The 11,042-nt window shown below is 73.4% G+C and carries 9 protein-coding genes; 3 read left to right on the top strand and 6 right to left on the bottom strand.

The features are described 5' to 3' along the window. The first annotated feature begins 64 nt into the window (after positions 1-64). Positions 65-280, top strand: coding sequence for a zinc ribbon domain-containing protein (locus tag ACFCY1_RS09645; protein WP_049659427.1), 216 nt, complete (start codon positions 65-67; stop codon positions 278-280). Positions 281-322: 42 nt separating this feature from the next. Here ACFCY1_RS09645 and ACFCY1_RS09650 read toward each other — a convergent pair whose 3' ends face one another. The 3 genes from ACFCY1_RS09650 to ACFCY1_RS09660 are packed head-to-tail and all read right to left on the bottom strand — an operon-like array spanning position 323 to position 5,038. Further along, positions 323-1,156, bottom strand: a complete 834-nt coding sequence (locus ACFCY1_RS09650; protein WP_074000779.1) for an HAD family hydrolase — start codon at positions 1,154-1,156, stop codon at positions 323-325. Then, a complete protein-coding gene (locus ACFCY1_RS09655) occupies positions 1,156-3,792 on the bottom strand; it encodes a phosphoribosyltransferase (RefSeq protein ID WP_375874109.1) in 2,637 nt (878 codons plus the stop codon). Before ACFCY1_RS09655 ends, ACFCY1_RS09650 begins: the two co-directional genes overlap by 1 nt. Positions 3,793-3,829: 37 nt before the next feature. After that, positions 3,830-5,038, bottom strand: a complete 1,209-nt coding sequence (locus tag ACFCY1_RS09660) for an HpcH/HpaI aldolase/citrate lyase family protein (protein ID WP_375874110.1) — start codon at positions 5,036-5,038, stop codon at positions 3,830-3,832. A 357-nt stretch (positions 5,039-5,395) separates the two neighbouring features. Between ACFCY1_RS09660 and ACFCY1_RS09665 the strand changes: the two genes are divergently transcribed. Then, positions 5,396-6,553, top strand: coding sequence for a TerD family protein (locus tag ACFCY1_RS09665; RefSeq protein ID WP_375874111.1), 1,158 nt, complete (start codon positions 5,396-5,398; stop codon positions 6,551-6,553). A 111-nt stretch (positions 6,554-6,664) separates the two neighbouring features. Here ACFCY1_RS09665 and ACFCY1_RS09670 read toward each other — a convergent pair whose 3' ends face one another. Then, positions 6,665-7,405, bottom strand: a complete 741-nt coding sequence (locus ACFCY1_RS09670; RefSeq protein ID WP_049652604.1) for a Tellurium resistance — start codon at positions 7,403-7,405, stop codon at positions 6,665-6,667. Positions 7,406-7,734: 329 nt separating this feature from the next. Here ACFCY1_RS09670 and ACFCY1_RS09675 point away from each other — a divergent pair, with 329 nt between their 5' ends. Beyond that, entirely contained in the window at positions 7,735-8,880 is a 1,146-nt protein-coding gene (locus ACFCY1_RS09675) for a DUF2637 domain-containing protein (RefSeq protein WP_049652606.1), read from the top strand. 99 nt (positions 8,881-8,979) lie between these two features. Here the strand turns inward: ACFCY1_RS09675 and ACFCY1_RS09680 are convergent, their stop codons facing one another. Together ACFCY1_RS09680 and ACFCY1_RS09685 are read right to left on the bottom strand one after the other, a co-directional pair. After that, positions 8,980-10,080, bottom strand: coding sequence for a DUF475 domain-containing protein (locus ACFCY1_RS09680; RefSeq protein WP_049652607.1), 1,101 nt, complete (start codon positions 10,078-10,080; stop codon positions 8,980-8,982). A 147-nt stretch (positions 10,081-10,227) separates the two neighbouring features. Then, a complete protein-coding gene (locus ACFCY1_RS09685; protein ID WP_049652609.1) occupies positions 10,228-10,806 on the bottom strand; it encodes a TerD family protein in 579 nt (192 codons plus the stop codon). Positions 10,807-11,042: the final 236 nt, after the last annotated feature.

The following is an 11,042-nucleotide window of genomic DNA, read 5'->3' on the forward strand; positions in this document are numbered from 1 at the left end:
GCTGGTAGCACCGAAGCACCCGAAGCGGGCTGCCGGCGGGGACCCCGCTCGGTACCCTGCCGGTATGCCTCGCTACGACTTCCGCTGCCGCTCCTGCGGCGCCACCTTCGAGCTCCGCCGCCCGATGGCCCAGGCCAACGACCCCGCCGTCTGCCCGCAGGGCCACCAGGACACCGTGAAGCTGCTGTCCACCGTCGCCGTCACGGGCGGCGCGGCCGCCGCCCCGCAGGCCCCCGCCGGGGGCGGGGGCGGTTGCTGCGGCGGCGGCTGCTGCGGCTGACCCACCCGCAGCCGAACCCGGACCCGAACCCGGCCCCGGGGGTCAGCCTCCGACCGGCAGGGCCGACGCCCCCGCCAGGAACCGCCGGACGATCTCCTCCCCCGCCGTCACCCCCACCTCCGTCAGGGCGGTGACGCCGGGGGCCGTCCAGCCGCTGTCCGCGAGTTCGCCGTGCCCCGGGCGCCAGCCCGCGTCCGCCGCGAGCAGCAGGTCGGCGTCGAGCAGCGAGTCCCCGGCCGCCAGCACGGTGTCCGCGCCGCGGCGCCGGACGACCTCGGCCAGCGCGGCGCTCTTGGTGAGCGGCGCGGGCACCGCGTACACCTTGCGGCCCTGCAGGGAGACCGTCCAGCCGCGCTCGGCGCACCAGCCGGTCAGCTCCGCCAGCCAGCCCTCCGGCAGCGCGGCGCGCTCGACCACCAGGTAGGCGAACAGCTCGTCGGCGACCCGCCGCTTGTGCGTCCACTCCGGGTCGGCGCACAGGGCGAGCCGCCGGACGACCTCCTCCAGCGGGGCCGAGCCGGCGGCTATCCGCGCGGTGATCTCGGCCCGCCAGTCACCGTCCGGCACGCCGTCCACCAGCAGTTGCCCGCCGTTGGCGCAGATCGCGTACGCGGGGACCCAGTCCGGCGTCGGGCCGGGCAGGTTGACCCGCCCGTACTGCTCCGGCGTGCGGGTGGTGGCCGGGACGAAGCAGGCCTCCCGGGCGAGTTCGGCGAGCAGCCCGGCGGCCCGCTCGGTCATGAAGGACAGCGGCCGCCCCTGGTACACCTCGACGCAGAGCAGCCTCGGCGCCAGCCGGTCGGGCCCGGCCAGGGCCATGGCCCGCTCGGAGTAGATCAGCGTCCGGTCGAGGTCGCTGGCCACCAGGACACCCATCAGGATTCCCTCCTCGTCGTCTCGGTCACGGTGCCCCCGTCGGCCACCGCGCGCCCGTCTCCCCCGGTCGCCCCGCGGCTGTAGCGGGGGTGGATCAGGCCGACGCAGGTGTACGGCAGGCCGTCCACCTCCTCGACCTCGACGCCGCGCTGGGCGGCGAGCAGCCGGACGTGGTCGAGGTCCGCCCCGGCGCCGCGCCGGGCGAGGATCCGCCAGGGGACGCGGCGCAGCAGCACCCGGGTGGTCTCGCCGACCCCGGGCTTGACCAGGTTGACGTTGTCGATGCCGTACTCGGCGCTGATCCGCTCGACGGCGGCCCAGCCGGCCCGGTCGGGCTCCCGGTGCGGGTCGGCGGCGAGCCGGTCGGCGCCCTCGACCGCCGCGGCGCGGACCTCGCCGAAGCGGGCGGCCACCGCGTCCAGGAAGAGCGCCGAGACGTCGTTCCCGGCCAGCTCGGCGTAGTGCTTGGCCCCGTGGAAGTCGTCCGGCCCGATCAGCCCGGCGCGCAGCACGGTGCGCGAAACCAGCCCGGAGACCGTGGAGTTGAGGCAGGCGGACGGGATCAGGAAGTCGTCCCTGGTGCCGTACGTCCGCACGCAGCGGCCCGGGTCGGCGAGCACCGCGAGGTCCGGGTCGAAGCCGGTGCCGGCCAGCGCGTCGGCCAGTTCGCGGGTGATCGCGCCCTTGCCCGTCCAGCCGTCCACGAACACCACGTCCTGCGCCCGGTGGTGGGCCGCCAGGTAGCGCAGTGCGACCGGGTCGATGCCGCGGCCGCGCACGATCGAGACCGCGTAGTGCGGCACCGACAGGCCGTGGGCGAAGGCCAGCCAGCGGCGGACCAGGATGCCGACGGGCGTGCCGGCCCGGGCCAGCGAGGCCAGCACCAGCCCGGGGCCGCGCTCGCGCAGCAGCGTCTCGGCGACGGTGCCGACGGCGAGCGCGATCCGGCCGGCGGAGCCGCGCAGCGCCTGGTGGAACAGCTCCTGGTACTCGGGGCTGGGCTGGTACTCGACCGGCAGCGACTCGGCGTAGTGGGCGCCGCCGTTCTGGACGGCCTCCTCGCGCTCCTCGGTGGGGGCTTCGAGCGCGACCCCGGAGAGGTCCTTGAGCAGCCAGGCCACCTCCTCGGCGGGGTACGAGGAGAACGCCGGCCCGTACAGGGGCGCGGGCAACTCCGAAGAACCGGGCAGCTTCGAAGACCCGGGCGCCGACAGGGGCGCGGGCGGCGACGAGGGCGCGGCAAGCGGAGCGGGCACGACGGGCACCGGCCGGTGCGAGGGCAGCACGGCGAGCAGCACCCGGTCGGTCACCCGCCGCAGCTGGCCGAGCAGCGCGTGCTCACCCTCGTGCAGCGCCGGGGTGTCGGCCACGTCGTCCACCACCAGCACCACGGCGTCGAAGCGCCGCGCCGGGTCGCTGCCGGGGGCGACGTTGTACGCGTAGCGCTCGGGCGAGCCGCCGTCCCGCGGGTCGTCGTGGGCGGGGAAGGCGAGCCGGGTACGGATGGCGTAGCCGGGGTCGTCCACCGCCAGGACGGGCGAGCGGGTGGTGGTGGAGAACCGGACGCGGTCGCCGCCGAGCCGCTCGGCGAGGGCGTCGGCCAGGCGCAGCGGCGCGTACATCAGCTCCTCGAAGCCGAGCACCAGCACCCGCCGCGCGCCGGCGGGCAGGGCCTCGGCGAGCTGCCCGGCCAGCCGGGGCAGTGCGGCGTCCAGCCGGGCGCGGTCGCGGGCGGTGAAGCCGTGCCGACCGCCGTCCGGGAGCCCGGCGGGCCAGTCCAGTTCGACCCGGTCCAGCGGCGCGGGGCCGGCCGACGGCGGCTCCCCGGCCGGGGGCGCCGTGGTCGGCGCCGCCTCGGCGATCAGCCGCTCGGCCCGCGCCACGACGTCCTCCGGCAGCTCGACGCCGCCGCTCGCGGTGGCCACCAGGTCCAGCCGGACGCCGAGTTCGGCGGCGGCCTCATCGAGCCGGCGCCGGTCGGCCGCGGAGCGCAGGTCCACCAGGGCGACCACCACGTAGTGCCCGCGCGGGTGGCGGGCGTGCAGGTCGCGGATGGTGTTGAGCACCGTCCGTCCGGTCGAGAACTCGTCGTCCACCAGCACCAGCGGCCCGTCGCCGGCGAGGAGTCCGGGGTCGGCGGGGAGCAGCAGGTGCGAGGTGGCGTGCGAGTGCTCCTCCTCGAAGCCGCCGACCGGGTCCAGGCCGGGCACCGGCCGGCGGGTGGAGTGCAGGTAGGGGGCGTCCAGGCCGTCGGCGACGCTGTGGCCGAGGCCGGTGGCCGTCTCCGCGTAGCCGAGTACGACGGCCCGCCCGGCCGCCTCCGCGCCGAGCAGGTCGCGGACCCGGCGGCCGAGTTCGAGCCCGGCGCCGTGGACCACCGAGGGCCGCTGCGGCACGTGCTTGCCGAGCACGGTGGAGACCAGCAGGTGGGCGCGCTTGGGGTTCCCCGAGCGCAGCGCCAGGCCGACGAGTTCGGGGAGGCGCTCGGAGCCGGTCAGGGCGATCCCGGCCCGGTCGGCGACCCAACGGCCGGTCCACGTCTGCGGTGTTGCTGTCACTGCTGGTCCTGCCTTCGGTGGTGCGATGGTGCGTTCGTCGGTGCGTTCGTGGCCGGCGTTCACGGGTGCGTTCGTCATGTCCGTCGGTGTGTCCGTCGTGTCCGTCCGGGCGCCGTCAGCCGCACAGGCAGGCCGACAGCAGTTCGGCGAAGCTCACGTCCTCCCGGGCCACCCCGAACACCTCCGCCCGCAGCAGCACCCGCTCCGCCCAGGCCCGGTGCGGCCGGGCCTCGTTCATCTTGTTGGTGTACGCCGAGCGCAGTACCCCGCCGCCGTCCTGCTCCTGCCGGAGGATGTCGCGGGCGTCGCAGTACTCCTCGTGCGTGACCACGGAGAGGGCGTGCACGGCCGGTACGTGGCTGGGGTGGATGCAGGTCTTGCCGAGCAGGCCGTTGGCCCGGTCGAGTTCGACCTCCCGGATCAGCCCGTCCAGGTCGTGTTCGATGATCCGCCGGCGGACCTCCTCGCCGGAGGCCCGGAGCACCCCGGCCGCGGCCGGGACGGAGGCCCCGGCGAACGGGGTCCGGCGCAGCTGCGGCTTGAACATCCGTTCCTGCACCGGGAAGTACTCCCAGACCGGTCCGGTGACGGTGTACCCGGTGCCGTCCGCCCGGCCGAGCACGTTGACCACGTCCCCGATCACCGAGGCGACCAGCGCCACGTCGTACGCGGTGAGGTCGGGCGAGCGCCGCAGGCCGTACGCGGAGCAGAGGTCGGTGACCCCGAGCCGGACGGCGAGCACCCGTTCGCGGTGGCCGGCGAGCAGCTCGGCGATGCCGAACAGCTGCTCCCGCCTGGTCTCCAGGTGGGCGAGTTCGGGCGACTCCAGGACGGGCATGGCGAACAGCCGCCGCCCGGTCGCGGCCTCGGCGGCGGCCAGCGCGGCCAGGTACCCGCCGCCGTTCGCCGGGGTGAACTTCGGCAGCACGAAGCCGCTGAGCAGTTCGACGGCCGGGCCGAGACGCTCGGCCAGGTCGAGGATCTGGGCGGCGCTGCGGACCCTGATGAAGAGCAGGGGGTGGCTCTGTGCACAGTCGGTGAAATCCTTGACCAGGTCATTCAACTGCTCGACCAGGTTCCGCTCGCCCGCGTCCACCTCGTGGTCGGCGATCGCGTCCTCCAGGCAGAGCACCATCGACACCACGCCCCGACCAGCGAGTTTGCGGATGTCGGCGGCCAGGGCAGGCCTGGTGGCCGGGCTGTAGAGGGTGCCGCCGAGGGCGGTGGCGATCACCTCCGGCCCGCTCCGCGCGCTGAACGGGCGCGGCTGTTCCAGGAAGAGCCGGCCGCGTACGTCCTCGGCGAGGTGGCCGAAATGGCGCAAGGTGCTCTCCTCCAGGAAGTGGACCGGCCCCCGGCCCGTTGCCGACGACACCCTGGTCAACCGGCCGACCGGGCGCCAAGGTTCCCGGGCACGCCGCCGCCGGACGCCCCTCCGCCGAACCCCCGGAGACCTTTCGACCGCCCATCGTACGGACGGGATCCGGCCGGTCCCGGTTCCCCGGCACTGAACTCCCGGAACATCCCGGTCCACTTGGACGATCATGGGCGCATCGAGGCCCCATCCCGGAAACGACGGCGGCAAACCTCGGAAAGCGCAAGTCTTGGCAAAGTCCGACTCCGCGCGGACCGGTCCGGTCACGTTGTCCGAAGGGGTGGCGAACAGGCAGGATGGTCGGCTATGACGCACGTGATGGCCAAGGGCGCCAACATCGCACTGCCGGCGGCGGCGGTCCGCGCCGTGCTGCGCTGGAGCGCCACGCCCGGTGCGCCGGACGTGGACGCGTCCGCGCTGCTGCTCGGCGCCTCCGGAAAGGTCCGCTCGGACGCCGACTTCGTCTTCTACAACCAGCCCCGCCACCCCTCCGGCCTGGTCCGCCACCTGCCCAAGCAGCAGACCTCCGGCGGCGCCGAGATCATCGACACGGTCGAGGTCGAACTGGGCAAGCTGCCCGCCGAGGTGGACCGCGTGGTGCTGGCCGGCTCCTCCGAGGGCGGGCCGTTCCGCGCCGTGCCGGGGCTGCGCCTGCTGCTCTTCGACGCCACGGCCGGCGAGGGCGTCCCCGCGCTCGCCGAGTTCGCGATCGACGACGCCGAGAACGTCACCGCCCTGGTCGCGGGCGAGCTGTACCGCCGGTCCGGGGCCTGGAAGTTCCGGGCGATCGGCCAGGGCTACACCTCCGGGCTGATCGGCCTCGCCACCGACTTCGGCATCACCGTGGACGACGAGGCGGAGGCCGACCAGGCCCCCGGTGCCACCCCCGCCCCGTCCGGCGCGTTCGACCCGCGCAGCACCCCGCTGCCGGACCCGCGCTCGACCACCCCCGAGCCGGGCACCTTCACCCTGGCCCCGGCCGTCCCGCAGTCACCGCCCACCCCGGCCCCGGCCACCGCACCGGCCCCGGCCACCGCCGCGAACGCCTCGCCCGCGCCGGCGACCCCGCCGCCGCCCACCGCCCCGCCGACCGTGCCCCCGCCGCCCACCGCTCCCCCGAGCAACCGACCCGGCACCGGCTACGGCTACCCCCAGCAGCCCGGCACGGGGTACGGCTACCCCCAGCAGCAGCCCGCACCGCCGCAGCAGCCCACCGGCGGCTACGGCTACCCGCAACCGGGCACCGGCCAGCAGCCCTACCAGCAGCAGCCGGGCGGTTACGGCTACCCCCAGCAGAACCAGCCCGCGCCGCCGCAGCAGCGCCCCGCCGGCTACGGCTACCCGCAGCCCGGCACCGGCCAGCAGCCGCCCGTCCCGCCGCAGCCGCCGGCGGCCCAGCCCCCGGCGCCCACCGGCGAGGAGTTCGCGCTGCCCCCGCAGGGCCCGCAGTTCCAGCCCCGCTGACACCCCCGGCGGGGCCGCCGGACGACCCCGGCCCCGCCGCACGCAGCGCCCGTCGCCGTGGAACCGCCGCACGCACCGCCCGCCGCCGTGGAACAGCCGCGCCCGCCGGCGTCAGTCGCCCTTGTACCCGCGCTGCCACTGCATCCCGAACCCGTACAGCCGGTCGATGTCCGCCTGGAACCCGTTGACGTACCGCACCTCGCGCCGCACCGTCAGCTGGTTGTCCCCCGCGTTCTCGATCAGCACCACCGCGCAGGAGCGCGCCGCCCGGGCCCGCTCCTCCAGCTTGATCTCGATCCGCGGCCCGGTCTGCGGCACGATCGTGACCACCGCGTGCGACTGCTCGAAGGCCGGCGTGCCGTCGTAGATGTAGACGAAGATCAGCAGCCGCTTGAACTTGTCCTTCTTCTCCAGGTTGACGTACATCGTCTCGCCGGACGGCGCCCCGTACTGGTCGTCGCCGCTGAGCTTGATGTACGGCGCGTTCTGGAGGTCGCCGAAGAGCCCGCCGAGCGGCTGCACCACGCCGGTGCTCCCGTCGGAGAGCTCGTACATGCAGGCCAGGTCGAGGTCGACGTTCATCGGCTCGCTGTTCTGCGGCGAGTCCGGATCCTGCGGCCGCAGGATCCGCGGGCTGAAGAACCGCTTGACGGACTCCCGGGCGCTCGGCCGGCGGGAGCCCCCGGCGCTCATCGTCCAGTGCAGGTTGACGTAGAGGTAGCCGGTGGTGGCGGCCGACCCGGTGATCGCGTGCTGCGGAGTCGACTTGGTGAGTATGACCTTGTGCTGACCGCCGGGGTTGTCGAAGGTGTAGCTCTTGTCCCCGCGCAGGTACTCCCAGATCGAGACCATGCCGTCCTCTCCCCCTGCTCCCGCCAGGCGTTCTGACGGTCCGCCGACCAATGATCGGGCATCGGCCCGGCCGTCGGATACCCCGTCCACCCCTCCCCTATCCAACCGGCGGGTCGATTGGCAGGAGGAAGCCGCCCTCCCGTAACATGCCGCCCCTTCGGACGCGATATCGTCTAGCCGCACAGGCGTCCCGTCCGCCCCTGCGCGGGTGCGGCGGGCATGCCGTGCGGCGACGAACCGACCGTCAGGCGGTGCCCGTACAGCGGGCCCTGACCACCTGTGTCGCGCTGTGATCCTGTCCCCTGCGGAAACCCGAGGCCCGACCCGCAATGAACCTGACCTCCATACAGCTGGTCTGGACCGTCATCGGCGGCGCAGCCCTGCTGTTCGTCGCCGTCCTGCTGGCGACGCTGCGTTTCAAGAGCTCGAAGAAGGACGAGTCCGGCGACTCCTGGGAGCGCAGCGAGGAGCGCCGCCGGCGCAAGGAGATGATCTACGGCATCTCCTCGTACACGCTGCTGTTCTGCTGCGCCGGCGTCGCCGCGGCCCTCTCCTTCCACGGCCTGGTCGGCTTCGGCAAGGAGAACCTGGGCCTGTCCGGCGGCTGGGAGTACCTCGTCCCGTTCGGCCTGGACGGCGCCGCGATGTTCTGCTCGGTGCTCGCCGTCCGCGAGGCCAGCCACGGTGACGCCGCGCTCGGCTCGCGCCTGCTGGTCTGGGTGTTCGCGATCGCCTCGGCCTGGTTCAACTGGGTGCACGCCCCGCGCGGCGTGTCGCACGACGGCGCCCCGCAGTTCTTCTCCGGCATGTCGATCTCGGCGGCGATCCTGTTCGACCGCGCGCTGAAGCAGACCCGCAAGGCCGCGCTGCGCGAGCAGGGCCTGGTGCCGCGCCCGCTGCCGCAGATCCGCATCGTCCGCTGGCTGCGCGCCCCGCGCGAGACCTACGCGGCCTGGTCGCTGATGCTGCTGGAGAACGTCCGCAGCCTGGACGAGGCGGTCGAGGAGGTGCGCGAGGAGCGCCAGGCGAAGCTGGACGCCAAGGCCCGCGCCCGCACCGCCGACCGCCGCGAGCGGGCCGAGCTGAAGGCCATCTCGCGCCAGGGCGGCATGCTCGCCCGGGGCCGCGGCGGCCGCCAGGTTCCCGCCCTCACGGCTGCCGGAGACGGCCCGAGCGCTACGGAGCCTGCCCTAGCCGCGGAAACCGACGCCACCACCTCGACCTCCCCGGCCTCCTCGTACGCGGACTCGCACCGGTCCGCCGACTCCTTCGAGCCGGCCGCCCTGGACGCCGGCCGCCGGCCGCGCGCCGCCGTCGGCTCCTCGTACGCGTCCTCCTCGTACGCGTCCTCCGGCACCGGGTCGTCCCGCAGCGACTCGACCATCGACCTGACGGCCGACGACGACACCCTGTCGATGCCGAAGCTGGACTCGCTGGAGCGCAAGCTGCGCGCGATCGAGCAGCAGCTCGGCTGACCGGGCGTCCCTCGGGGACAACCAGGAAGCACGGGAAAGGCCGCCCCCGGGAGACCCCGGGGGCGGCCTTTCCGCTTGTCCTGCGGACCGCGTGGGCGGCTACTTGCCGCTGCCCACCAGCTCCGGTTCCTCGTCCTCGCCGGCGCCCTCGCGCCGGTTGCGCAGGATCGACGAGCCGAGTGCCAGTCCGATGAAGGCGACGCCGATCAGGCCGGTGACGATCTCCGGGATGTGGAACTTGATGCCGACCAGCAGGATCGCCGCCAGCGCGCCGATCGCGTAGTGCGCGCCGTGCTCCAGGTAGACGTAGTCGTCCAGGGTGCCCTTGCGGACCAGGAAGACGGTCAGCGAGCGGATGTACATCGCGCCGATGCCGAGGCCCAGGGTGATCTGGAAGATGTCGCTGGAGATGGCGAACGCGCCGACCACGCCGTCGAAGGAGAACGAGGCGTCCAGGACCTCCAGGTAGAGGAAGAGGAAGAACGCGGCCTTGCCGCCGACCTGCATGATCGACTTGCCGGACTTCTCCGCTTCCTCCTCCCGCTCCTCCTCGGCCTCCAGGCCGGACTCGAAGATCGAGGAGAGGCCGTTGACCGCGAGGTAGGTCACCAGGCCGAGGACGCCGGCGAGCAGAACGGTTTCCGCGTGCTCCCCGGCGAAGAAGTTGGAGGCCAGCAGCAGGGCGACCAGGGCGACGACGGTGGAGAAGGCCTCCAGCTTGCCGACCTTCTCCAGCGGGCGCTCGATCCAGGACAGCCAGTTGTAGTCCTTCTCCCCGAGGATGAAGTCGAGGAAGATCATCAGCAGGAAGACGCCGCCGAAGGCCGCGATGGCCGGGTTGGCCGCCTCCAGGTACTGGCCGTAGGTGAGGCCGTCGTGGGTCTTGTCGGAGTGCAGCGCCAGGTCGATGACCGTCGTGGGGTTGAGCTTCGCGGTGAGGCCGACGACCAGCAGCGGGAAGACCAGGCGCATGCCGAAGACCGCGATGAGCACACCGACGGTCAGGAAGATCTTCTGCCAGTACGGGTTCATCCGCTTCAACACCGTGGCGTTGACCACCGCGTTGTCGAACGACAGGGAGATCTCCAGGATGGAGAGGATCAGCACGATGCCGAAGCCTTGGGCTCCCCAGAGCAGTCCGGCCGCGACCAGGCCGATGGCGGTGATCGCGAGCGACCAGCCGAATGTGCGGAGGAACACGGGAGTTGGCTACCTTTCGGGTTTTGGCCGTGCCGGGGTCGGCCTCGTACCCGAGACGCCCTGACCGGGCCGGGCCCGGTCAGGCCACCCCCGCACTGCCCTCTGTTCTCATGATCGGGTCGGGTGCGATAAGTCCGATTTCCGCCCTTACTGTACGTTCACGCCGAAGTCGAGCGCGATGCCACGCAGGCCGGAGGCGTACCCCTGGCCCACTGCGCGGAACTTCCACTCGCCCGCGTAGCGGTACAGCTCGCCGAAGATCATCGCGGTCTCGCTGGACGCGTCCTCGGACAGGTCGTACCGGGCGATCTCCTGGCCGTCGACCGAGTTGACGACCCGGATGTAGGCGTTGCGGACCTGACCGAAGTTCTGGAGCCGCGCCTCGGCCTCGTAGATCGAGACCGCGAAGATCACCTTGTCGGCCTGCACCGGGACGAGGTCCAGGTTGACCTCGACCACCTCGTCATCACCCGTGTCGTCGCCGCCGGTGAGGTTGTCGCCCTGGTGCTCCACCGAGCCCTCGGGGCTCTTGAGGTTGTTGTAGAAGACGAAGTACTCGTCACCGAGCACTCGCCCGCCACCGCAGATCAGGGCGCTCGCGTCGAGGTCGAACGGGGCGCCCGTGGTTGAACGGGCGGACCAGCCGAGGCCGATCCGAACCTGCGTCAGGTTCGGCGCGGCCTTGGTGAGCGAGACGTTGCCACCCTTGGCAAGCGTGACCACCATGACGTTCTTCCTCCCTTGCTTCTCCCGGGGCGCCATCCAGGTGTAGTCCCCCGCGGCCCCGGCCGACCGGCTTTGGTCGGCTGAACTTCCTGAACTCACATCCTCGCAGCGCCGCGGACCAGCACGGCACCGGGTCGGACGAAGCCGGGGCGGGGCCCGGCCGACGGGGGGGGCGGGCGGCCCCGGGGGCGGGGGGCCCGCCCCGCCCGGGCGGGGGGCGGGGCGGGGGAGGTGGG

The sequence above is a fragment of the Kitasatospora sp. NPDC056273 genome (assembly GCF_042268845.1).
Classification (GTDB): Bacteria; Actinomycetota; Actinomycetes; order Streptomycetales; family Streptomycetaceae; genus Kitasatospora.

Bases quoted from the DNA above. Each gene is read 5' to 3' on its own strand.
- ACFCY1_RS09645 (WP_049659427.1), top strand. From the start codon at position 65: ATGCCTCGCTACGACTTCCGCTGCCGCTCCTGCGGCGCCACCTTCGAG.
- ACFCY1_RS09670 (WP_049652604.1), bottom strand. From the start codon at position 7,405: ATGGTCTCGATCTGGGAGTACCTGCGCGGGGACAAGAGCTACACCTTC.
- ACFCY1_RS09650 (WP_074000779.1), bottom strand. From the start codon at position 1,156: ATGGGTGTCCTGGTGGCCAGCGACCTCGACCGGACGCTGATCTACTCC.
- ACFCY1_RS09675 (WP_049652606.1), top strand. From the start codon at position 7,735: ATGAACCTGACCTCCATACAGCTGGTCTGGACCGTCATCGGCGGCGCA.
- ACFCY1_RS09685 (WP_049652609.1), bottom strand. From the start codon at position 10,806: ATGGTGGTCACGCTTGCCAAGGGTGGCAACGTCTCGCTCACCAAGGCC.
- ACFCY1_RS09655 (WP_375874109.1), bottom strand. From the start codon at position 3,792: ATGACGAACGCACCCGTGAACGCCGGCCACGAACGCACCGACGAACGC.
- ACFCY1_RS09665 (WP_375874111.1), top strand. From the start codon at position 5,396: ATGACGCACGTGATGGCCAAGGGCGCCAACATCGCACTGCCGGCGGCG.